Source organism: Ornithinibacillus xuwenensis (genome assembly GCF_039614845.1).
GTDB lineage: Bacteria > Bacillota > Bacilli > Bacillales > Amphibacillaceae > Ornithinibacillus > Ornithinibacillus xuwenensis.
The window spans coordinates 1-24456 of sequence record NZ_JBDIML010000002.1; the positions used below are offsets into that span (position 1 = coordinate 1).

25 protein-coding genes and 1 tRNA gene are annotated in these 24456 nt (G+C 37.2%); 1 reads left to right on the forward strand and 25 read right to left on the reverse strand.

Features of this window, described 5'->3' with window-relative positions; genetic code table 11:
* Positions 1-536: 536 nt before the first annotated feature.
* From lysS to ABC228_RS05875, 17 genes are all read right to left on the reverse strand, one after another.
* Entirely contained in the window at positions 537-2018 is a 1482-nt protein-coding gene (lysS, locus tag ABC228_RS05795; protein ID WP_345824168.1) for a lysine--tRNA ligase, read from the reverse strand.
* A gap of 202 nt (positions 2019-2220) precedes the next feature.
* Positions 2221-3210 carry a tRNA dihydrouridine synthase DusB gene (gene dusB, locus ABC228_RS05800; protein WP_345824169.1) on the reverse strand — a complete coding sequence of 330 codons (990 nt, stop codon included), beginning with the start codon at positions 3208-3210 and terminating at the stop codon, positions 2221-2223.
* 15 nt (positions 3211-3225) lie between these two features.
* The gene (locus ABC228_RS05805) at positions 3226-3426 is read right to left on the reverse strand and encodes a helix-turn-helix domain-containing protein (RefSeq protein WP_345824170.1); all 201 of its coding nucleotides are present in this window, start codon (positions 3424-3426) and stop codon (positions 3226-3228) included.
* A complete protein-coding gene (gene folK / locus ABC228_RS05810) occupies positions 3396-3908 on the reverse strand; it encodes a 2-amino-4-hydroxy-6-hydroxymethyldihydropteridine diphosphokinase (RefSeq protein ID WP_345824171.1) in 513 nt (170 codons plus the stop codon). Before folK ends, ABC228_RS05805 begins: the two co-directional genes overlap by 31 nt.
* A complete protein-coding gene (gene folB / locus ABC228_RS05815; RefSeq protein ID WP_345824172.1) occupies positions 3901-4269 on the reverse strand; it encodes a dihydroneopterin aldolase in 369 nt (122 codons plus the stop codon). The genes folK and folB overlap by 8 nt, the downstream gene beginning before the upstream one ends.
* Positions 4269-5090 carry a dihydropteroate synthase gene (folP, locus tag ABC228_RS05820; protein WP_345824173.1) on the reverse strand — a complete coding sequence of 274 codons (822 nt, stop codon included), beginning with the start codon at positions 5088-5090 and terminating at the stop codon, positions 4269-4271. The genes folB and folP overlap by 1 nt, the downstream gene beginning before the upstream one ends.
* Positions 5091-5189: 99 nt before the next feature.
* On the reverse strand, positions 5190-6116 hold the full coding sequence (cysK, locus tag ABC228_RS05825) for a cysteine synthase A (protein ID WP_345824174.1): 927 nt from the start codon (positions 6114-6116) through the stop codon (positions 5190-5192).
* A gap of 150 nt (positions 6117-6266) precedes the next feature.
* On the reverse strand, positions 6267-7166 hold the full coding sequence (locus ABC228_RS05830) for a peptidylprolyl isomerase (RefSeq protein ID WP_345824175.1): 900 nt from the start codon (positions 7164-7166) through the stop codon (positions 6267-6269).
* A 36-nt stretch (positions 7167-7202) separates the two neighbouring features.
* Positions 7203-8075, reverse strand: coding sequence for an Hsp33 family molecular chaperone HslO (gene hslO, locus ABC228_RS05835; RefSeq protein WP_345824176.1), 873 nt, complete (start codon positions 8073-8075; stop codon positions 7203-7205).
* A gap of 15 nt (positions 8076-8090) precedes the next feature.
* Entirely contained in the window at positions 8091-8858 is a 768-nt protein-coding gene (locus ABC228_RS05840) for a type III pantothenate kinase (protein ID WP_345824177.1), read from the reverse strand.
* A 227-nt stretch (positions 8859-9085) separates the two neighbouring features.
* Complete coding sequence (gene ftsH, locus ABC228_RS05845; protein ID WP_345824178.1) at positions 9086-11059, reverse strand: ATP-dependent zinc metalloprotease FtsH; 1974 nt, start codon at positions 11057-11059, stop codon at positions 9086-9088.
* Between the two features lie 118 nt (positions 11060-11177).
* On the reverse strand, positions 11178-11726 hold the full coding sequence (hpt, locus tag ABC228_RS05850; protein ID WP_345824179.1) for a hypoxanthine phosphoribosyltransferase: 549 nt from the start codon (positions 11724-11726) through the stop codon (positions 11178-11180).
* A 10-nt stretch (positions 11727-11736) separates the two neighbouring features.
* Entirely contained in the window at positions 11737-13131 is a 1395-nt protein-coding gene (tilS, locus tag ABC228_RS05855; RefSeq protein WP_345824180.1) for a tRNA lysidine(34) synthetase TilS, read from the reverse strand.
* A 125-nt stretch (positions 13132-13256) separates the two neighbouring features.
* Positions 13257-14183, reverse strand: a complete 927-nt coding sequence (locus ABC228_RS05860; protein ID WP_345824181.1) for a protein kinase domain-containing protein — start codon at positions 14181-14183, stop codon at positions 13257-13259.
* The gene (locus ABC228_RS05865; protein ID WP_345824182.1) at positions 14158-14892 is read right to left on the reverse strand and encodes a hypothetical protein; all 735 of its coding nucleotides are present in this window, start codon (positions 14890-14892) and stop codon (positions 14158-14160) included. Before ABC228_RS05865 ends, ABC228_RS05860 begins: the two co-directional genes overlap by 26 nt.
* A 93-nt stretch (positions 14893-14985) precedes the next feature.
* Positions 14986-17433, reverse strand: coding sequence for a stage II sporulation protein E (spoIIE, locus tag ABC228_RS05870; protein ID WP_345824183.1), 2448 nt, complete (start codon positions 17431-17433; stop codon positions 14986-14988).
* Between the two features lie 403 nt (positions 17434-17836).
* Entirely contained in the window at positions 17837-18229 is a 393-nt protein-coding gene (locus ABC228_RS05875; protein ID WP_345824184.1) for a DinB family protein, read from the reverse strand.
* Between the two features lie 189 nt (positions 18230-18418).
* Here ABC228_RS05875 and ABC228_RS05880 point away from each other — a divergent pair.
* Positions 18419-18492 (forward strand) — tRNA-Met (locus tag ABC228_RS05880).
* A gap of 175 nt (positions 18493-18667) precedes the next feature.
* Here ABC228_RS05880 and ABC228_RS05885 read toward each other — a convergent pair.
* The 8 genes from ABC228_RS05885 to spoVT form a co-directional block, all read right to left on the reverse strand.
* The gene (locus tag ABC228_RS05885; RefSeq protein ID WP_345824185.1) at positions 18668-19051 is read right to left on the reverse strand and encodes a S1 domain-containing RNA-binding protein; all 384 of its coding nucleotides are present in this window, start codon (positions 19049-19051) and stop codon (positions 18668-18670) included.
* 71 nt (positions 19052-19122) lie between these two features.
* Positions 19123-19500 (reverse strand): FtsB family cell division protein, encoded by a 378-nt coding sequence (locus ABC228_RS05890; protein WP_345824186.1) that lies wholly within the window; start codon positions 19498-19500, stop codon positions 19123-19125.
* Between the two features lie 4 nt (positions 19501-19504).
* Positions 19505-20104: a spore cortex biosynthesis protein YabQ gene (yabQ, locus tag ABC228_RS05895; protein WP_345824187.1), complete on the reverse strand. Its 600-nt coding sequence runs from the start codon at positions 20102-20104 to the stop codon at positions 19505-19507.
* Positions 20101-20403, reverse strand: coding sequence for a sporulation protein YabP (yabP, locus tag ABC228_RS05900; protein ID WP_345824188.1), 303 nt, complete (start codon positions 20401-20403; stop codon positions 20101-20103). Before yabP ends, yabQ begins: the two co-directional genes overlap by 4 nt.
* A 53-nt stretch (positions 20404-20456) precedes the next feature.
* Positions 20457-20720 carry an RNA-binding S4 domain-containing protein gene (locus tag ABC228_RS05905; protein ID WP_345824189.1) on the reverse strand — a complete coding sequence of 88 codons (264 nt, stop codon included), beginning with the start codon at positions 20718-20720 and terminating at the stop codon, positions 20457-20459.
* Between the two features lie 6 nt (positions 20721-20726).
* Positions 20727-22175, reverse strand: a complete 1449-nt coding sequence (yabN, locus tag ABC228_RS05910; protein WP_345824190.1) for a bifunctional methyltransferase/pyrophosphohydrolase YabN — start codon at positions 22173-22175, stop codon at positions 20727-20729.
* Positions 22176-22187: 12 nt separating this feature from the next.
* Positions 22188-23726 (reverse strand): putative polysaccharide biosynthesis protein, encoded by a 1539-nt coding sequence (locus ABC228_RS05915; protein WP_345824191.1) that lies wholly within the window; start codon positions 23724-23726, stop codon positions 22188-22190.
* Positions 23727-23877: 151 nt separating this feature from the next.
* Positions 23878-24414 carry a stage V sporulation protein T gene (gene spoVT / locus ABC228_RS05920; RefSeq protein ID WP_345824192.1) on the reverse strand — a complete coding sequence of 179 codons (537 nt, stop codon included), beginning with the start codon at positions 24412-24414 and terminating at the stop codon, positions 23878-23880.
* Between the last annotated feature and the right edge of the window lie 42 nt (positions 24415-24456).

The following is a 24456-nucleotide window of genomic DNA, read 5'->3' on the forward strand; positions in this document are numbered from 1 at the left end:
ATTAGGCACGCCGCCAGCGTTCGTCCTGAGCCAAGATCAAACTCTCCAAAAAAGTTTGTCTATAATTGACACCAATCAATTATAGGTTGTTTCTTAGCAAAGAAGCGCTAGCTTCTGTATTTCTTTTATCGAAAAAACAGGGTATGTTTTTTCTTGACATACTGGTTGTTTTGTTCAGTTTTCAAGGAGCAAAAATGTTATTACGCTTTTTGCGTCAACTTTTATATTATACTATTTTCAACATTTCATGTCAATAGTTTTTTATAAAAGTTTTTTCATGCTTTATGTCGCAATTCAAATTAGCGACTTTATTAATATACCATGCTGACAATTCAAAGTCAACATCTTTTTTTGCTTGATTCTATGATTTAATAATTCAATATCACTTCTGAAAACAAGCAACGAAATATAATTTAACATGATTTTACCCATTAATCAAGTTTTTATACAAGGAAATATATGGATTCAGTTTATCACTTATAATAAAAGCCCCTTCACTATGGAAGGGACTTTTTATCGTATTCTATTATTTACGTTTATCTGTTTCTCATTTGTGGGAAAAGAAGTACGTCACGAATTGAAGGTGCATTAGTTAATAGCATTACCAATCTGTCTATCCCAATTCCCAATCCACCGGTTGGAGGCATACCATACTCTAATGCTTCAAGGAAATCTTCATCCATAAGATGCGCTTCATCATTTCCTTCTGCTCTTTCTTTTACTTGCGCTTCAAATCGTTCTCGTTGATCGATTGGATCATTCAGCTCACTAAACGCATTTGCATGCTCTCGCGCAACAATGAATAACTCAAAACGATCTGTAAAGCGTTCATCCTCCGGATTCTTCTTAGCTAACGGAGAAATTTCTACAGGATGACCAAATATAAAAGTAGGTTGGATTAATTTCTCTTCTACTTTTTGTTCGAAAAACTCATTTACAACATGTCCGAATGTCATGTTTTCTTTGACATCTACCCCATGTTCCTTTGCTAATTCCCTTGCTCGTTCATCACTCATATGCTCCCAGAAGTCAACACCTGTATGCTCTTTTACTGCATCAACCATATGAAGCCTCTTCCAATTTGGTTTTAAGTCGACTTCATATTCACCATACGTAACAGTGGTAGTGCCAAGTACTTCTTCTGCTATATGCGCGACCATATTTTCTGTTAGTGCCATAATATCGTGATAATCTGCATAAGCTTCATATAGTTCTATCATTGTAAATTCTGGATTATGTCTTGTTGAGACGCCTTCATTACGAAATACTCTCCCAATTTCATAAACCTTTTCAAGCCCACCCACTATTAATCGCTTTAGATGTAGTTCAATAGCTATACGCATATATAATGGAATATCTAGTGCATTATGATGCGTAATAAATGGTCTTGCTGATGCACCACCAGGAATACTATGCATCATAGGTGTTTCTACTTCAAGAAAACCTTGTGCATCCAAATAATTACGCATAGCACGGATAATTTTACTTCTCGTAACAAACGTTTCTCTACTTTCCATATTGGTAATAAGGTCTAAGTAACGTTGACGATAGCGTTGTTCAACATCCTTTAATCCGTGATATTTTTCCGGAAGTGGTCTTAATGATTTAGATAGCAGTTGAAATTCCGTTACTTTTATAGAAAGTTCTCCTACATTTGTTTTAAACATAACGCCAGTTACACCAACAATATCGCCTAGATCGGTAGAATTAAACACTTCATATGCTTCCTCACCGATAGCATCTTTCCGAACATAAAGCTGAATTTGGCCACTCAAGTCTTGGATATGAGCAAAGCCCGCTTTCCCTTTACCTCTTTTTGTCATCATTCTACCAGCAAGCGTAACGCGTTGTGCTTTTTCCTCTAACTCTTCTTTTGAAAATTGTTCAAATTGCTCGAGTAGTTCTTTTGCAATATTTGTTCGCTCAAACTTACCACCAAAAGGATCTAAACCTTTTTCACGATATGTATCTAATTTCTCACGCCGAACACGCATATGTTCATTTAATTCTTCTGACATTCCTCATCACTCCATTTTATTTGTTCTATGTATGAATAAGTTCAGGGTGTATCTATATTTTTAATTTTACTATATCATTATCTCAACATAACCTATATTTTACACCTCATAAGGCTTCCACATCAACTATTCACACTAATTCTTCCTATATTATAAAAATCTGCTAGTAAATAACCAGCAGATTTTTGAATATCCTCTCATTTTAGGAAGCAATAATATCCGCTTCTACCTCTTTAACGAATTCAAACAATATATTCATTAATTCATCACGAGTTTCAGCATGGTTAATCAGCTTTCTTGTATTACCATTTCCTTTAATTCCTTTTAAATACCAGGCTGCATGCTTCCGCATTTCCATTATCGCGACTTTTTCGCCTTTTAACTTAATTAAGCGATCCATATGCAAGATACAAACATCAATCTTTTCTTGTGGCGTTGGATCCGCAACTAGCACACCCGTTTCAAGGTATTTCGCTATTTGATAAATTATCCATGGGTTCCCTAATGCCGCACGACCAATCATCACTGCATCAACACCGGTTTCATCAAGTCGCTTCTTCGCAATCTCAGGGCTATCGATATCCCCGTTACCTATCACAGGGATATTGACTGATTCTTTAACCTGCTTAATAATGTCCCAATTTGCATAGCCTTCATACATTTGTTGTCTTGTACGCCCATGTAAACCAATTGCACTACCACCAGCAGATTCAATTGCCTTCGCATTATCAATTGCAAAGATATGATCATCATCCCATCCAGTACGCATTTTCACAGTAACTGGCTTTTCGACGTTCTCAACAACCGCTTTTACCATGTGATATATCTTGTCTGGATCTAACAACCAACGAGATCCTGCATCAACTTTTGTAATCTTAGGAGCTGGGCAACCCATATTTATATCAATAATGGATGCGTTCGTATTGTTATCCACATATTGCGCAGCCTGAACAAGCGTTTCTTTATCGCTACCAAATATTTGTAAGCTCATTGGCATTTCTTGTTCATCTATATATAGCATTTTCATCGTTTTTTGGTTTCGATTTAAAATCCCTTTATCGCTAACCATCTCAGCTGTAATTAGTCCAGCACCAAATTCCTTCACTGTTAGGCGGAATGCCCAGTTACTAACACCAGCCATCGGTGCTAATGTTACACGGTTCGGAATGGTTATGTCACCAATATTCCACATTATTGCTCCTCCACCTTATCCAAGGATTTCTTCCTTATCTATTATTAGCGTTTCCGCTATCTTTTCTAGTAATTCTTCCGATATTTCCCGAGTACCTCGTTCGATCGATCCAAGCTCATTAAGTGATACGCCAATAACTTTTGCAAAATCCACCTGTGTATATCCCTTCAGCTTACGATAAGCTTTTATTCGTCTACCGATTCTACTTCGTTCCATCTGTGAATATCCTTTTTATCCTTCTCAGGAATTTCAGCTAATAAGTTCTTAACTGTTTTATCCACGGAAGGAATAATTAAATCTGGGGCAATTTCATTTAACGGAATTAACACAAATCCTCTTTCATGCATTCTTGGATGAGGAATCGTTAATCGTTCCGTTTCCTTATTTTCTTTATTATAGATTAAAATGTCAAGGTCAATTGTTCTTGGACCAAAACGAATTTCCCTTTTTCTTCCTAATCCCAATTCAATCTTCTGGCAAATCGTTAATAATTCTTCCGAAGAGAAACTAGTTTGAACTTCTATAACCATATTTAAAAAGTCAGCTTGGTCTGTATACCCAACAGGTGGAGTTTGATATAAAGACGACTTATTTGTTATACGTATTTCTTCATAATTTCCAAGTAATCGAAGTGCATCATCTAAGTATTTTTTTCTAGGTTCGATATTAGTCCCTAGTGCAATATATGATTTATTCATGATTTTTCTCCCGATAGATTTCAACTGCTACAGATTCATAGTGTCCAGGAATTGGGGGATCTGGTTTAATAACCTTTACTCGACAAGCCTGCAACAAATGGAAAGACGTAAGTAAATCCTCCGCAATCGTTTCCGCAACTGCTTCAATTAAATTTTTAGCTTTGCCTTCTACAATCTTCTTTACATGCTGATATGCCTTGCTGTAATCAATTGATTGTTCCATTTCATCTAATAGTCCAGCGTTTCTCGTGTCTAAAAAGAGCTCTAGATCAACATTGAATCGTTGGCCCAATTTATTTTCTTCTGGTAAAAGTCCATGAAAACCATAGAATTGCATGTTGGTTAATAATATCTTGTCCATTACTTTTCCTCCGCTCTTATCATCGCGTCCATCATTTTAGATAGCTCCACATTTAACTTCACATTGTGAACACGAACAATATTTGCTCCCTTTGTGATACCTAGGCATGTAGTTGCACCTGTTCCGTTATCCCGTTCAACTGGAGGAACATCTAGTATACTACCTATAAAGCGTTTCCTTGACGTGGCAAGCAAAAGGGGGTAACCCAGTTCTGCTAGCTGTTCTAAATTATTCATAACGATAAGGTTGTCCTTCGCATCCTTAGCAAAGCCTATTCCTGGATCTAGAATAATATTTTCATTTGGTACACCTGCTTTTAAAGCTATTTCTATACTCTCTTGTAAATCCCGCTTCATATCATCAATAATAGATGTATAGTTATCGTTCATACGATTATGCATGAGTATTATCGGCACATTGTATTCTGCAGCAACAGAAGCAATTTCTGGCTCCTTTTTAGCACCCCATACATCATTAATTATTTCAGCACCGGCTTCTACTGCCTTTCTTGCTGTTTCTGCCTTATACGTATCAATTGAAATCGGTATATGCACCGCTTGTTTTACCGCATCAATCATCGGCAAAACTCGAGATAGCTCTTCCTCTACCGATATTGGTTCATGGTCTGGGCGAGTCGACTCTCCTCCAATATCAATTATATCCGCACCAGATCGCTCCATTTCAACAGCTTGTTTTACAGCCCTTTCTACAGTCGTGTAGCTTCCACCATCTGAAAATGAATCTGGTGTAACATTTAAAATTCCCATAATATGTGTACGGGCAGATAAATCATATACCTTTGAAGAAGTTTTAAGTAACATGCTGTCACAATTCCCTTCATTATAATAATCTAGTTCCATCCTATCACATAAGAAAAAGGCTAGCATCTGAAAATAATGCTAGCCTTACAATACTTATAATTATTCTTCATCAAATTGATAAAGTGGTGTGGATAGATATCTTTCACCATTATCAGGAAATACAGCAAGCACTTTCTTACCCTTTCCTAATGCTTTGGCAACTTTTTTAGCAGCAGCAACAGCAGCTCCTGCAGATATTCCACCTAAAATTCCATTCGTTCTTGCTACTTGTCGAGAAGCTTCAAAAGCTTCATCATTTGAAATTTGAATGACTTCATCATAAACTTGTGTATCGAGTACATTGGGAACAAACCCAGCACCAATACCTTGGATCTTATGTGGCCCAGGTGATCCACCAGAAAGAACTGGAGAGTCAGTTGGTTCAACAGCATACAATTTAATATCATTAAAATGTTCTTTCAGTACTTTACCTGCACCTGTTATCGTTCCGCCTGTTCCTATACCAGAAACAAACGCATCTAATCCATCATTCATTTGCTCCACAATTTCTTTCCCTGTTGTACGAGCATGTATTTCTGGATTCGCTTGGTTCGTAAATTGCTGTGGCATAAAATAACCATTTTCTTCAACTAATTCTTCTGCTTTCTTAATGGCACCTTTCATACCTTCTGCACCAGGAGTTAAAACTAATTGTGCTCCATATGCACGTAGCAGGTTACGACGCTCTTGGCTCATTGTATCCGGCATTACAAGTACTGCTTTATAACCCTTTGCTGCAGCAACCATGGATAAACCAATCCCAGTATTTCCACTTGTAGGCTCAACAATTGTATCCCCTTCTTTAAGGGTACCATCATTTTCTGCAGCTTCAATCATCGCTAAAGCGATACGATCCTTAACCGAGCTTCCAGGGTTCATAAATTCTAATTTCACATAAATATCTGCACTATCATCATCTGTGATGCGGTTCAATTTTACGATTGGCGTTTCTCCAATTAACCCAGTAATGTTATCTGCCACTCTCATGTAAAATTCCTCCTCATAATTCCTAGTATTTCTATAGGATTTATAACTAATGTAATTCTAGGCGCGTGCTACTGTCAACTATAATGCCTAAAAATGGGCATTTAATACTTCGTTACTAGCTTTCACCAAAGATTCATGGATAGTGTTATTTTATTCATCATAAACCCATTCTATATCTAATTTCTCCCATAATGGATCCGCAATTAAATTCTGGTTTGTTGTTTGCAGTGCTAGCTCATTACGAATATATGGCTGTAATTCTTCATAGCTAAATGTGATATCCGGCAAGCTTTTATGAAGATATAGAATGGCAACTCCACTATTTATAGCAAATGGTTCACTATAGGAGTAATCTTCAAGTCCTTCCGCAACTTCAAAATATTCGGATGGTAAAAACTCCGTTTCAGAAGAATTAAAACCTAAATACCCACCATTATCTCTCGTATCCTCATCTATTGAGTATTCCTTCGCTAATAATTGGAATGTCGCACCATCCTGAAGTTCTTCCCATACTTTTTCAGCAGTATCCATATCAGGTACTACGATATGCGATAATTGCATGGACTCTGAAAATTGATATTGACGATCATACTTAGTGTAGTATGATTGAACTTCTGCATCAGACACTTGAATTCCATCAGCCAACAGGGCTTCAAGCTGATAACGATAAGTAATATCCTCTCTCCATTGTTCTTCTAAATCATTCATCTTCTTCTCAGATGTTAATCCTTGCATCGTTGTCAAAAAAGCTATATCGCGTTCAATTACTTTATCACTAATCGTAATGTTTTGTTCCTCCGCTAGCTTCTTCACAACCTGATGATTGATAAGAGCTTTCAGTTCCTTCTTGCCATAGTTTTTTCGCAAAGAAGTCATCCAGTCCTCGTAGGTTACATCATGTCCATCAATGGTAGCAACCGGTTTATTCACATCAATCTCTGTATCATCATCCGCTACTTTATCTGATCCATCATTCTTCCAAAAAATCATTGTTGCAACATTTGTTATAAGGAGTACAACAATTATGCTGAGCAATAGTTTTTTTGTCATAGTTTTACTCCTCCCTAGAACCGTAGTTCCTATCCGCTAAGCTTCTATTAGTTCCTTAAGCTCCTCTTCTGTGAATACATATTTTTCATTACAGAAATGGCAGGATGCTTCTGCACCATGATCCTCTTCAATCATTTTCCGTATTTCTTCTTCGCCTAAACCGATAATAGCCTGTTCAAGTCTTTCTTTCGAGCATTTACATTTAAAAACGACCGGTAGTTTCTCATGTATTTTTAATTCTTCACCCTCAAATAAACGCTCTAATATTTCTTCAGGTGTCTTCCCTTCTCGCACAAGTGAAGATATAGCAGGAAAATCTTGTATTCTTTTTTCTAATTTATCAATGATCACGTCATCGGCACCAGGCATCACCTGTACAATAAATCCTCCACTAGCAAGGATACTATGGTCTGGGTTTACTAATACCCCAGCACCTACTGCCGAAGGTACTTGTTCTGATGTGGCAAAATAGTACGTAAAATCTTCACTGATTTCACCGGATACAATTGGTACTTGTCCAGTAAAATAATCACGTAGTCCAAGATCCTTTACAACACTTAAACCACCCTCAGTACCGACTGCACGTGCGACATCTAATTTCCCATTCGCATTAAGATCAAAATCTACATGTGGATTCGTTACATAGCCCCTTACTTCTCCCTTTGCATTGGCATCCGCAACGATAACACCGATTGGGCCACCGCCCTCTACTTTTACAGTTAAGGAATCATTTCCTTTTAACATTGCACCCATCATCGCCGAAATTGTAATCGTACGACCCATAGCAGCAGAAGCTGTCGCCCAAGTATCTTGGCGTCGTCTAGCTTCTTCAACTAAGTCGGTAGATTGAATGGCATAGGCACGAACCATCCCACCATAGGTGGTTGCTTTAATTAAATAATCTGACATGATGTAAAAACTCCTTTATTGATTATCTTTATAGATTTCATATAGTCCCTTTAAGGTTAAATAGGGGTCGACATAATCAATCGTTTCGGATGCATCACCTATTAGTGAGGCTAATCCACCAGTTGCAATAACTTTGGCATCTTTTCCAACCGTTTGTTTAATCCGATTTACAATTCCATCTACCTGTCCGATATATCCATAAAAAACACCAGACTGAATAGCTTCTACTGTCGACTTTCCGATAACATTTTCAGGTGCTTCAATTTCTATTTTAGGAAGCTTCGAAGTTCGTTGATAGAGCGCTTCAACTGAAATATTTATACCTGGGGATATGATTCCCCCACAATACTCTTGAGATTCATTGATATAGCAATAGGTAGTTGCTGTTCCAAAATCAATAACCACTAATGGCGCTTTGTGTGCTTTAATCGCACCGACAGCATTCACAATACGGTCTGCTCCAATTTCTTTTGGATTCGGATAACACATTTTTAAATTTGTTTTCACAGTATCCTTTCCGACTACAATCGGATCAATTTTAAAGTAGGTTTGACACATTTTTTCCAGTGAGAACATAATTGGTGGTACCACTGATGAAATAATAACACCGTGTATATCATTGAAATCTATCTTACTAAAATCAAATAATGATTTGATAAGCATACCAAACTCATCTTCCGTTTTATATCGATCTGTTTTTATTCTCCAATGATGCTTTAATTCATCATCATCGAAGACACCTAATACTGTATTTGTATTACCAACGTCTAGTACAAAAAGCATGTTATTATTCCTTCCTACATAAATTGGTTATCGTCAATGACGTAACGAGTAGCTTCCATGTAATTTTTTCTGCACGGGGAAATCAAGCCGATAGCCAGTTGCCTATTTTTCAATGATTAGGTAAACCAAATCGATCAAGATTTCACTTAATAATATACCAAAATAAAAAACGTAATGGAAATTAGAAAAGCAGTCTCACTGATGAGACTGCTTTATTGGTATAAAATCTATTCTTTTTTGGAATCGTCTTCTGATTCTTCTTCAAGAAGCTTTTGATCTGCCTTCTCTTTCGCTTCCTCAAAAGAGTCCACAGCTTCTTCTTGCTTAGATTGGATGTTAACCTTTACCTCTGAATTTTCATCCTCAGTTACTTCATCTGGTTCAGGTAAAACACCTTCGTCAAAGAGTGATTTTATTTGTTTTGCGTCTAATGTTTCAACTTCTAATAATGTTTTTGCTATTAACTCAAGCTTATCTCGGTTTTCAGTAAGGATTGTTTTCGCTCGATCATAACAGTGATTAATGAAGTTCTGCATTTCCTTATCGATATCGTGAGCAATTGCATCACTATAGTTTTGCTCATTGTTAATATCTCTTCCAAGAAAGACCTCTCCACCACCACTACTAAATTGTAATGGACCTAGCTTATCACTCATACCATATTCGGTAATCATTTTACGAGCAATATTGGTTGCTCGCTGGAAGTCATTTGATGCTCCAGTACTTACTTCACCAAAGATAATTTCCTCTGCTACTCGACCACCTAATAAGCCAGTGATTTTATCGAAGAGCTCCGGTTTCGTCATAAAGTAACGGTCTTCTTTCGGAAGCATGACAGCGTATCCTCCAGCTTGACCACGCGGTACAATCGTAACCTTATGAACAATATCTGCATCATCCAGAACCATTCCGATAATGGTATGGCCACTTTCATGATAGGCGACAATGTTGCGTTCCTTATCTGATATAACTCTTGTTTTCTTAGCAGGACCAGCAATAACACGGTCAATTGCTTCATCTACATCCGTCATATCAATTTGTTTCTTGTCCTGACGAGCGGCTACAAGCGCAGCTTCATTCAACAGGTTTTCTAAGTCTGCACCAGAAAAGCCTGGTGTACGCATTGCAATTGTTTTTAAGTCAACCGTAGCATCTAAAGGTTTGTTTTTCGCATGTACCTTTAATACTTCTTGACGTCCTTTAACATCTGGACGATCAACCGTAATTTGTCTATCAAAGCGTCCCGGACGTAATAGTGCAGGATCTAAAATATCAGGTCTGTTTGTCGCAGCAACGATAATAATTCCCTCATTAGCTCCAAAACCATCCATTTCAACTAGTAACTGGTTCAAGGTTTGTTCACGTTCATCGTGACCACCACCAAGTCCAGCTCCCCGCTGACGTCCTACTGCATCAATTTCATCAATAAAGATAATACATGGTGCATTTTTCTTGGCATTTTCAAATAAATCACGTACACGAGATGCACCAACACCAACAAACATCTCTACAAAATCAGAACCACTGATTGAGAAAAACGGAACGCCAGCTTCACCAGCAACTGCTCGCGCAAGTAAGGTTTTACCTGTTCCTGGAGGTCCCACTAAAAGAACACCCTTCGGAATACGTGCACCAATTGCGGAGAATTTCCGTGGATCCTTTAAGAATTCCACTACTTCGACAAGCTCTTGTTTTTCTTCATCAGCACCGGCTACGTCTGTAAAACGAACTTTTTTCTTTTCCTCATTGTACATTTTCGCCTTACTCTTACCAAAGTTCATGACGCGGCCACCGCCGCCTCCTTGTGCTTGACTAAGCAAGAAGAAAAATAGTAGTCCAATAATTAAAAATGGAATCATTGTCGTTAGTAATGTAACCCAAATACTTGGCTGATCCATTTGTTCTACATTTAAAACACTTTGCTCGGTAGCCTTTGAAGTGATATCGGAAATGATATCATCGTTATCAGGAACTTGAGCGATAAATTGGCTATCATCCTTTAGCTCACCTGTGATACGCATAATTCCATTTACAGGTTGCATGGTCATTTCTTTAATGTCGCCTTTATCTAGAGTTTGCATAAACTCACGGACATCAATCTCTTCAGCTTGTTCATGCTGTCCACTCAATAGACTTATAACGGCTATAATAACCAAAAATATGATTAAGTAAAAAAACGCACTGCGGAATACTCGGTTCATTGCTTACCTCCTCCCAAGCGGGAAAAACTATTAACAATAGTATCATATAAAATTTAAATTTTACAACTAATTACTCTCTGTTTTTCCTAGTCAATCCGATAGTCAAAACGGTAGGAAATTATTCTTCGCCACCATAAACTTCTGGTTTTAAAACACCAATATATGGTAAGTTGCGGTATTTCTCGTCATAGTCTAATCCATAACCAACAACGAATTCATCCGGAACTTCAAAGCCAACTAAATCTGCTTTAATTTGAGCAGTTCTTCCAGAAGGTTTATCCAATAGCGTTACGATTGTAATTGATTTTGCTTTACGATATTTAAATAGGTCCACTAAATATCGTAATGTTAGGCCACTATCAATGATGTCCTCAATAATAAGTAAGTCACGGCCCTCAACTTTTGTGTTTAAGTCTTTTAGGATTTTTACTTCTCCTGAAGACTTCATATTCGTGCCTCCATAGCTAGAAACATCCATAAAATCCATTTCTAAATGGGTTTGAACTTCTCTTAACACATCAGACATAAATGGTAAGGCACCTTTTAATACGCCAATCGCTAATGGAAAGCGACCTTCATATTCCTTCGTAAGCTGTTCTCCCAGTTCTTTACACTTAGCTGCAATTTCTTCTTGAGTGATAAGTATCTCTTTAATGTCGTTATGCACAATAATCCTCCTACACATTGCCTTGATCATAATATAATTGTAAATATGAGGTACCCTGGTCACTTGGAATAGGATCTCGCTTTTTCAATCCTACAAGCCATAGTATTTCCCCTTTATTATCCGTTACAATCGGCCAACTATTCCGATCCTGTAAAGGTATTTTCAAGTCAATAAAAATATCCTTAACCTTCTTACTTCCTTTTAAACCATTCCAGCTCATGCGGTCACCTTCACGTCGTGTTCGAACGTGTAACGGTAACGCAACATGACTTGCCAAACAAATATATGTATGATTACTTTGCGTTTTTACTTCATTTGAATATGTAGCAGTAACCACAGCCCCATCCGGTAATATTACCTTACCTGGGACAGAAAGCACCTCATGATATTCAAGCATTTTATGTTCATCAGTTTGGAAATAAAGGATAAGTTTATTATATGCTTTTTCTACCTTTAAATGACGGGGAAAATCAATTTGAACATTACTTTTGTCATTCGCGAGTAATGAAAAGAAATGTTCCTCATGGATATAAGATAAATTTTCAGGTAATCCATCATATAGATAGTTTAATATTAGATGAAAGGCACGCCTTTGTAAAGCAGATGCATGTGATTGAAATTGTTCAATATCGAACTGGGCTGATTTCGGATTTCCTTGGAATTCCACTACATTCTTAGCCATTTTTTTGGCTTCTGCTTCCATATAATTTTGATCAGCTTGAAGTGTCTCACTCAAGTATTGAATTGTCGTATGTATATTGCTGTTTTTTTCCTTTAATAAAGGAAGTACCTTTTTACGAAAATAGTTTCTTGTATAATCCGTTGCTTCATTAGATGGATCAATCCTTGGGTTAATGCCGTATTTCTCGCAATACCTTTGAAGATCTTGCTTTGTTACACATAGGAATGGGCGAATTATCTTTCCATTGGCAAATTCCCGCTTTATCGGAATGCCTGAAAAGGAACTTGAATCAGCCGTTCGAACTAAGCGCATGAGCATGGTTTCTGTTTGATCATCACCATGATGCCCAAAGGCTAAATAATCCGCTTGCTCGATATGCATTTGCTTTTCAAAAAAATTATAGCGGAGTCTTCTAGCTGCAATTTGTGTGCCTAGTTGTTCACTTTTCTTGTAGCTCGGAACATCAATAGAAGCTCCAATGAAGCGAATATTCCATTGTCTGCACACTTGCTCGACATACTCGAGATCTTGCTTACTTTCCTCTCCTCTTAATTGATGATCAACAGAAAGGGCAATAAGCTTCAGCTTCCATTCTTCTCTTATCGTCATCAAAAAATGCAAAAGCGCCATCGAATCTGGTCCGCCTGATACAGCAACCAATACAGTAGCATTTGGTCTTAATAAATTATGCTTTTGGATAAAATCCATTACTGCTTCCTTCACCAACAGATCCACCTTTTCTTCGTTCCATTACGTATTACTTCATTTTAACATAAATTGAAACTTCATTCAGTTTGAAGTCTACATTCCCTAATTTAGCGTAATTTCATATAAGTTAACGATCTACCTTAAGGGATTAATAGTGAAGAAAGATAATAACCGAGGGCAATGAAAAGAAATCCTATTGACTCCATAGCAAATGGTACATTATCCGAGTTTCTATTATGTCCTACACGAGTTTGGTTTTGAACGTGGTATATTACATTTGCAATTTCAGTTTTCATTTCAGTACTGGTTTGATATTTTCCTAAAATTGCTTTATACAGACAAGTACTATAAGGTTTTAATGCTTTTACATCCTGTATTCGCTTATATAATGTTGCCTTTGAGTTGGTTCCTTTTAAAAATCTTTTCGGATAATAGATACTCAAGAATACCATAGCTAGAGCAAATAAATCATAGCTCGGCTCCGCTTTTCTAGAGCCTAATCCCCAATATCCTCGGTCATAAAACTCTGTGTATTCTTTAATTGCCCTGCCAATCTGTGTCGTTCCACCTACATCAATCCAACGCAAACGGATCGGTGTTGTCGATACTAATAAATTCTCTTCTTTTAAATCACCAAACACCCAGCCAGATTGATGCAGCTGTTCTAAATCATCTAAAAGCTGCAGCATGAAAACGCCAATCCACTCATTTCCATGCTGTTTGATATACTCGGCTAACGATCTACCTTGAATATATTCCATTACATAGAAGGAAAATTTCGTTCCTTGGGGTGTTACCCAATCATCCACATCCAACAAATAAGGTCCAAGTCGTTTACCTTGGACCTTTGCTAGTGACTTTAGAACATTGACCTCCATTGTCATGGAAGAGCTTTTATCACTAATCTTTAAAGCGGCTTTCTTACCATTTGCATCACATAAATAAACGGATCCAATTGCACCATTTCCTAGCTTTCTTTTTATAAAGTAACTTTTTTGATGCCATTTACCGGTAATGGTCATCCCCGGTGTTAGAAATGAATCATGCGTTTTCGATGTCTTGTTCATGGTCTTTTCTAAAGCTCCTTAACAAGCTTTTTTTGCCAAACTGATACATTGCCTCTCGAATTGCTGGTCCAGTAGGTGTAATCCCTCCACTTGTAAGTTTTGGGAATACAGAAGAAATGGAATCTAACTTCGGAGACCAGTCTAGTACTTTATCAATATCCTTCCGTTTACCAGGGAAGCTATAAATGGAAAAACGGTTTCTTCCAACCCTTGCGTTTAAACTAATCGACAAATCAATTAATGCTTCTTTTACCGTTGGGAGTTTATCATGCATACTTGCACTCGTATCAATTAAGACTAGCACCTCTAAGTCACATGTTTCTCCCATATCTTCAACTACTTCCATAATTTCTCCGCGCTTTTCTGGATCAAGGTCTTCCATTGTTTGCTCATTACCAAGAATTTGTTTAAGCTCCATATTAACAAATCCTTGTAAAGTCTGTGTCATCGCTTGTTTGGTTACCATCTGAACAGTTTGAGACAGCGCTTGCTTGTAAACAAGCTGACTGACACCTCCACCAGCTAACGCAATTTCTTCTACTTCTTGTAAACCATCTGGATCTTCTGTTTGATCATCTTCTAAAATACCAATTACATTTACTGTTATTCCTTGTTGATATGCCAAAGCGGCAGTTGCAGCAGGGTCTTCTCCTTTATTGGAACACCCATCCGTAATTAATAGAATTTGTTTTAAAGTCCCCTTCTTCATATCTCAACACCTCCAACTTATTCCACTACCATCATTGACAAAAAAGTTGGCGCGTATACATCTAGAAGAAGGAATCTATTAAAATAACGAAATTTATTGTGCTTTGTTTTGATAGATTGGAAAAGTAGCCCATTCTGGGATATTCTTTTTAATTTTCGCAACCAATACGGTCATATCATCTTCTATCATTCCAGAACGTGTACGGATAACCTCTTCAAGCAGCAGGTCAGCTATTTCTTGTGGATCATCCGTCTCCATTTCCCGAATCTTGCGTTTTAACCAAATATCTGTATTTTCAACATGCTTTGGTCCATCAAAAATGCCGTCACTCATCATAATTAATATATCTTCAGACTGCAACTGTTCATTTACGATATCGACATCAAACTCCCGAATAATTCCCATTGGCAGGTTACTTGCTTCAATTTTTAATAATTGATCGCCACGCTTCACAAAGCTTGGCGTGGACCCAATTTTGAGAAAGCGAACAAATGCATTATGCAAATTGATAACAGCCAAATCTAAGGTGGCAAACATCTCATCCGTCGTTCGGAGTGCCAAAATCGAATTGATTGATTTAATGGCTACTTTCTCTGGTATGCCTGTTTGCAAAATTTGCTGCAGTAGCCTTAAGGTTTCCTTGCTTTCTTCATTTGCACGGACACCATTCCCCATGCCATCACTAATTGCCATTGCATATTTTCCTGCTCCTAGTTCAATCATGGTATAGCTATCACCGGAGATGACGCCACCTCCCATCGCAGCATTAGCAACCCCGGTTTCAACCATAAATTCCTTTGCAGAACCAAACGCTATGAAGGAGTATCCATTTGGAAATGGTGATATATCCTCCTGTTTTACAACAATTGTTTCATTTAATATATCAGATAATATAGGCGCAATTAATTTCTCCCCTTCCCCGTGGTAATCATAGAATGAAACTGTCATTTCAATATCTACATTTCCTTTATCTAATTGGTATATATCTAGTTTTTCTAAATCGATACCAATTGATTTCAAAGCGTCAATAATCTGTATTTCTTGCTTATCATGATGTTCTCTCTCTTTTAAGATTTCCTTCGCAAAGTCTTCCATTACATCGGAGACTCCTTGAAGCTGTTCAGCAACTAGTTTTTTACTTTCTATCACTTGTTTCCGTAGCTTTCTATTCGCTTCAAAATAGGAGATTTCTTCTTTCATCGTATCGATTACCTTGCGAGATTTGATACAATGATTTTCAAACTCACGGACTAACTTCCTGCCTGGTTCTTTCCCTGTTTCAACATCATTCTTTAACATGCCCATTAAGGAATAGGTTGTATCAAACTGCTGTTGCCAGCACCGCTCTTTCATAAAACAATTTTGACATGTTCGTTCCGTTACATTACTTAAAAACATATCGGTATCACGCTGAGACTCCTCATCCTCATAAGAATAGTTTTCTGCAGTAATAAAGCTTTTCGATAATGCTTCAAATACCTCGGAAAACTGCTCGACCCTTTTGGCAGTTACATTCCGAACCTTTTGTAAATATTGCTCCTGTTCATGATTGTGTTCTTCTGTGCCAGGAATGTATCGAGAAAGCTTCTTAAACCAACTTGCAGGGGTCAGTAAAAATAACAGTATTGCTAGGAATGATTCGACTAATGATGGTATTAACGTACTGGAATCACCGTAGATTCCAACGAGAAAGGTTCCGACCAGAAGGCCAGCACCAACACCAATTTTTTTCCCATCTTTTAATAAACCACCGAGTAATCCTGAAAAAGCTAATAAACTCATTTGATAGAGGTTCGCTACATTTGCTAGTGATAGAATTAACCCCGCAACAACTCCTACCGTTGAACCAATTGCCGCCCCTCCTACAAATGCAAAAAGTAAAACAAAATACCGAGAGAATACTTGTTCAATCGATGCTTCATAAATCTCCCAGCCAACCGTACCGGTTAATATAGATGAAATGAGAATAATCATACAAACAATTTCTTCGTTTTTTAATGTTGGACGATACTTTTTTTGTGATAAAAGCGGGACACTCTGCATAAAGATTAATACTAGAACTGCACCCAAAACGCCTTCTACAAATAACAGCATCCACTCATATGACGTAAGTTGTCCATAAATGGAATAAAGGAAAACCCTTGGTCCAACTGTTGATAAAAACACATAGATCGGTATTTTGCTTTGTTGGCTTTTCGTGTTTTTAAATATAGATGCAACAATGACAAAGAAAAACATTGCAATACCAACAAATAGTCCATGTGATAGCGATACGGTAAAGGCACCTATCATTGTTGCCAGCAATGTTTTTGCTGTATTCTCTCTTTGCATAAACCATAGGGTTGCTAGAAACGCTACTGCAAATGGAGAAACAACTGATAAGATAATCGCTCTTCCTAGTAAGAAGCCAACAAATACGTACAGTAACCCTTTATCAAGCAGAATCTTTTTTCCTTGTGTATAGATCTTCATCCGCATATTTTCGAAAATTGAACTTTCGACAGCGATTGCTTTCGTCTGAGCTCTTGTAACTGATTCCATAAAAACCACTCCTCTTTGACGGATAGTATACTGAAACATCGTGCAGGGGGTGTTTCCCATTTGTATGTAGCATGAACATGTCGGACATTGCTTGCGGGTAACTCCTGAAAGTCGGAAGCAATACTGGCTGGAATTGTTATATTCAGATAAAGCTTGATATGGTATTGTATATTGGCCACTCATTCTTTTCTCTAATAACCATTCTTCATTTAAATGGACAATACATTTCCTATCAGTAAACCATAGAATGTCATTTTTTTTTGTCAAAACAAGAGAGCAGTTTCCAAAAATCGTTCGACTGAAATCTAGTGGGTCAAGCTCATTTCTACATTTTCCTTCACTATTATCAATTCATCGTACTAAGAAATAAAAAAGCCACCCACCATGTGGATGACAATTTAGTCTAGATATTCCGTTTTATAAATTGGATTGCTGCAGCATGTAAACCCTCGTGATAGATGGTACGAGCTAATACTTGCTCAATCGTGTACATCCCCATTTCTGTTGGTTCGAATTCTTCTTCCAGTCTTTCTCCATATTTCTCACGTATTTCGTCTGGTTGATCATACAGCATTTCTTTTAGCGCTTGTAGGGTTGGCGTATCCTTTGTAAAATCTTTTGGACTCGTTCCAAACCCAAACCATTTGTTTAATGACGCTATAGCTGTTGTTTCTTTCGTAATAGCTTGAATCCAAAGAAACTGGTCTAAATAGATATGACCAAGATTCCACCTAATGTTATTATGAAATCCCTCTGGGATTACATCCGCTTCTTCATCCGTAACACCTTCTACCAAGCCTAATGTTTCCTTACGATATGTTTTCAGCTGGTAAATAATACATCATGGCGTTTTTTCATAACCCACCTCTTTTGTTTTTTATTTTCATAATTTAATTAATTCTAGATTATTGGAAAATATCCTTTTTGGAGAAAGATATTGACACAATTCGTTCCATACTGTAATATGATTTTTGTTGCACATTATGGCGGCGTAGCTCAGCTGGCGAGAGCGTACGGTTCATACCCGTGAGGTCGTGGGTTCGATCCCCTCCGCCGCTATCATTTAAAAACCTGTTATCTAGTAGCAAGCCTACTGCATAACAGGTTTTTTTGTTAGACCGACTGATTTAGAAATCATAAACATATAAAAACAGCTATCTATTGCAATAGATAGCTGTTTTTATTAGGATTTTATGTTGAAAATTTTAGAGCATTATCGGGTAGACAGCAAATTCTATCCTCTTTTAGCACCTCGACCCCCACGTCTAGATTCTGTGTGCTTCTTCAAAGAGGCTAAACGATCTTCAGAATCCTTAAGAAAACGATTCATTTTCGATTCGAACGTTTCAGTTCGTTCTCTTGGATTCTGACGAACTGGTTTTTTTTCTTTTGCTTTCTTAATAGATAAACCAATCTTGCCATCCTTTTCGACATTAATTACTTTAACCTCAACTTGATCTCCTACTGATAGGTGTTCATTAATGTCTTTGACATAGTTGTCGGCAACCTCACTAATGTGAACAAGCCCCGTTGTTCCTTCTCCAAGTTCAACAAAAGCACCAAAATTAGTGATGCCGGTTACCTTTCCTTGCAGCTTGCTGCCTACTTCAATTGACATAAAAAAAATGCTCCTCCTTAAGATTTAAATATACTTTACTTATATATTATAGCGAAGCTGTTAAAAGTGTGTCAATAAGACGTGTCATCATCAGGTGTTTTAAAAATTAACTCGCCTTCTTTTGATAGAAAATATTTTGTACGAGCAATATCCAAAATATACTCCTCGTCGTTTAATAACTCTATCTCTTCTTTATAATCTTTCTCGTCTTTCTTTAAACTTGCTAGTTCTTCCTGAAGGAGTTTATATTCTTCAACTTTTTCTGCTTGCAGTGCTCGTTGCTTAAAATGATATGCCGCCATGCAACCAATAACAAGTGTTACAAGTGTTGCGAAAAGTATTAAACGGCGAAATAAGCGCTGCTTTTTTCTTTTTTGCCTTTCGACATGAGCATCATATTGATCCATATAATTAGAATTTAACCTTGTTACGGTTTTTTTCGTTTGCATAGCGTCACCTCCTCTTAGATGATATATACTGTAAACACTTTCTACATATATTCTGTATTTTACTATAAATTCCTGCTAAATTGTGTAAAAATAATTTGAATTTTTTTGGTAGCAGGCTGTATAACCACTGTAAAATCCATTTTACTGGAAGAAATATCGTTTTTAATACAAACCGCAATACGACAATACATGTGTTCACAAGGAAGATTATACAAGCAACGAGTAACGCTATAATATATTGAATTGGTGCAATAATAATTGTCTTCACTAGCTTATTCACAAACTGTAGGATTCGTAATAAAATGCTAATAATTCGTTCTAATAGGCGTTTATATAGATTGGCAGCTAGTACTTGATAGATTGCAAAGCCTAACAAGCAAGCGGCAAAGACATATAGCCTTAGCTCCCCAGAATTCACAAGAAATAATACATAATATAAAATGAATACCTGAGTGAGCCAAAAGCTAATTTCCATAAGATATACTAAAAATATATGGTGCTTCCAATGCCTGTGGAATCGACGAAAGGTATCTAAAGCAGTCCCTAAGTAAAAGCCTCCAGCTACCATGGAAACCATCGTATAAAACTGGACACTAAGTGTCATCGAAATAGCTTGCTAAAGAATCCTTTAGCCTTCTCCTGCTGGTGTTCATCTACATAGGACATCTCGTAAACCTTTCCTTTAATAGAGACAACACCTTCGCCAACATCTAAATTCTTTAATTGTAGGTTTTGACCACGAATGATTAAATAGCCCATTACCGTTTCTAATAAAAATTCTTCATTATCAAAGCTATCGACTTCTTTCACACCTGTAATCTCTATTAGTCTGCGATTGTTAATTTTTAACTGATGATCCTGCTGTTGGACCCTTGTCGTATTTTCTTTTTCATAATAGTTCATATCCGCTTCCTCCTTATCAGTAATAATTTATGAAAGGAGGGACAAGTATAGAACTATTGCACCTCAATTTTTTCTTCTTTAATAATTCTATATAACAAGTCTGCTTCTTCTTTTCGAACGGTTTCTTTTAGGGAGGTTACTTCAACCGTTACAAGCTTCTGCCCAAATTTAATTTCTAGCGTATCTCCAATGGCTACGATTGAAGATGCTTTCGCTTGATTTCCATTAATGGAGATTCTCCCTTGATCCGCTACCTCTTTTGCTAAAGTACGTCTTTTAATTAAGCGTGACACTTTTAAAAATTTATCTAAACGCAATTTTCTTCACTCTCTTTCCTTTGCTTTTTCCCAGTAATAGTCCATCTCTTCTATTTCCGTTTGCATGATGTCTTTTCCGTTAGCCTCTAATTGCTCCTCAATAAAGGAAAATCGACTGATGAACTTTTGATTTGTTTGATTTAGTGCATTCTCTGGATTGATTTTATAATATCTTGCTAAATTAGCAAGTACAAATAATACATCTCCAAATTCCTTTTCTAGCTCTACTGCATTGTTTGTATCAATTGCCTCTTTCACTTCCTCTATTTCTTCATTCAGCTTCTTCCAAATATCACCGACATCACTCCAGTCAAACCCTACCTTTGCAGCCTTCTTTTGTAATTTATAAGCCTTTGCTAGAGATGGTAGATTTCTCGGTATCCCGTCAAGAATTGATTTCCTAGCTTCTCCCTTTTCTTTTCTTTTTAGATCTTCCCAATTTGTTGTTACGTCATTTACCGATTCTACTTGCACAGTAGAAAATACATGTGGATGTCGATATATCATCTTATCGGTAATAGATTGTATCACATCATCAATTGTGAAATAGCCATCATCTTCACCAATTTGACTATGGAGCATTATTTGTAATAAGACATCTCCAAGCTCTTCAATAATTCCATGGTCATCTTGCTCATCGATTGCATCAATTAACTCATAAACCTCTTCAATTGCGTATTCTCTTAGTGATTCATGTGTTTGTTCTTTGTCCCACGGACAGCCTTCTGGACCTCTTAGTGTTGCAATTACTTCTCTAAGCCTTGCAAAGGTGTGATTTAATCGTTCTGCTGCTATTGGTGGTATGTAAACACTCGTTAAATTACTAATCTCCATGGAATGGTCCAATTCTTCTAATGGAATTGTCGTTATTTTTTCATCCTTACTTCCTGCGGCATCAATAATGGTAACGGGATATTCAGCAGGTAAATCCTCTAGTAACGCTATCTTAACCTCAGAAGCAATAAATCGATCATACACCTGGCAAAAGATGATATGATGCCGATAATCAAGCTGGCTTCGACTAAAGCCTGTCCCATCTACAAATTGAAACCCTTCAATCGGGTCAATCCGAAGTGAAGTAAATAAGGCATCTAGGTAGCTTTGTCCACCAACCAAGTCCACCTGAACTTCCCCTTGCTCCAACAAGAGCTGTACGGTCTTCTCTGCGAGCATTGGATGACCAGGCACCGCATAAATAATTGATTCTGACTTCGATTTTTCCATAAGAACCTTTACGATTTCATGATAAACAGATTCAAATTCCGTTTCCTGTTCATACAAATAATCAAAAGCAAAGAATGAAACACCCTCCTGCTCCAGTGTCTGGATGACAGGATGATCGATGGTTCGCACAAAAACAGTACGAGAAGTATCCTTCAATTTGCGATATATTCCTAATGGTAGTTGTTCCATATCACCTGCTCCTAAGCCGATGACTTCAATATGTTGTTCCATGTATTACTCCTCCTACTTATTTCGTAACAATCTTGAACCAAATGGTAGCATGGATAACTCCTTATCCGAAAATGCTTGATAACGCACTAGTAATAGAAAATAAATAATACCTCCAGTAAATGATACAAAGAGGACATATAAAAGCAATTCAAATCGCGAAAATGTTTCTGTGCTAGCGATAAGGTCAACTGCTATTAGAAAAACAATCATACTCAAACAAGCAATCAACAAAGCCTTCCAATTGACGTGCTTTCGTAAACGAATACCGACTACATTTCGTTTCAATTCTAGGAATGAAACGATAACTAAACCTAATAAGCTCACGATCGTACCGATTGCACTACCAGTAATCCCTAGCAGAGGGACTAATATATAATTAGCAGCCCATTTTATCATAAAAGAACCAACAATAATTAGTGCAGTCCGCTTTAAAAAGCCCATCCCTTGTAAGATAGAACAGGAAGTAATAGCCATAGCACTTAATAGGATTGCAATCATAAGAACCATTAAGCTGGTATCTCCTTGATTATCTTGATACAAAAGTTTATTTACTTCTGGAAATAGGAATATAATCCCAACGGTTGCACCTACAGCAAGGTAAAAGCTTAAGCTAACTCCTCGGTTAATCTGTTCATGGAATTGTTTTGTAGTTACATTCCGGGATACCTGGGGAATTAATGCTAATCCAAATGCGGATCCAAATACCGCACCGATTTGAATTAATGGCTGTCCACGATCAAAAACTCCCTTTGCCTCCATTGCCTCTTGTGAGGAATAGCCATGCGCCACTAAACCAGAAACAATTGTTGTCGCATCTGCAAATTGAATAATCAAGAGAATCATATGATTAATAGATGCAATCAAGCCAAATGTAAGGATAGTTTTCACATAATATCTCCACGGTATAGCTTTGTCTAGCTTTGGTACATGTCTATATTGTTTGATAAAAACTAGCAGGATTATTATTGCCACGAATGCGCCAGCAATTGCAGCAATACCTGCTAAAGATCCAACTACATAAATATCCCATCCATAGATAGCAACCATGAATGCTCCTGTAATAATAATGGCAACACGAATAAGCTGTTCGCCAACCTGCGAGTAGGCTGTGGGCTTCATATCTGATTTCCCTTGAAAAATCCCTCTTAATAAAGCAGAAAAAGGGACGAACAAAAATACGATACTCGTTATTTTATAGGGAGTAACTAAATTTTCATCACCAACCCATGACGCTAATGTTGTTGCATTAACGTACAACAATACTGACGCTATTCCGCAAATTCCCATTAAAATGATGAAAATGGGAAGTGCAAAATGCTTATATGATAGTTCTTCTGATTCTGCAGATAGCTTCGAGACAGCTGTCGGAAATCCGTACAAAGCTAATACTAATGCTATACCAACGATTGGATAAACTTGCTGATAAATATAAAACCCTACATCACCAGTAAGATTTTGTAACGGTATTCGGTATCCAGCACTCAAAATCTTACTCACAATACCAGCTAATGTAAGTAATAATGCCCCTTTAACATATGTATTCGATTCCATAAATGACGTCCTTTAACCTGAAGGGGATTCCCCATAAAATTCCACTTTATTATAGCATAGTTGTCACTGTAACCATGAAGAGGTAATGAATTTTAAAAAGGGCAAAAATCAGTATCGCATACTAATTTTTGCCCATTCCATATGTGTACCGTTATTCCATCTGTTTTGCTAAAAAGCTTGCTGCTGTTTCTAAAGCCTTCTGCTCTACTTCACTAAGCTTCTCTCCATCTCTTGAAAACATCACCACACACCCTATCGGATCTCCATTAGCAATAATTGGGCTTGCACAATACGAATTTACCTCCTCTTCTTTACCAGGTAATAATTCTATTGTGGTTGCCTCTGTCTCGATGGTTTGTGATCTGTTTTCGATTGCTTTTTCAATTTTTGAACCAATGTTTTTATTTAAGTAATCTTTTTTTGATTCGCCTGCTACTGCAATGATTTCATCCCGGTCACATATAAGTACCGGAAAATGTAAGGAATCAAACAATGCTTGTGCATACTCCGTTGCAAAGTTACCTAACTCATTAATTGGAGAGTATTTTTTTAAAATAACTTCGCCTTCACGGTCAATAAAAATTTCCAGTGGATCTCCTTCTCGAATTCGTAAAGTTCTTCTAATTTCTTTCGGGATGACTACTCTACCTAAATCATCAATCCGTCTTACAATTCCTGTTGCCTTCATTGAATGAAGCCTCGCTTTCTTATGATGATTTCTAGTGCAATT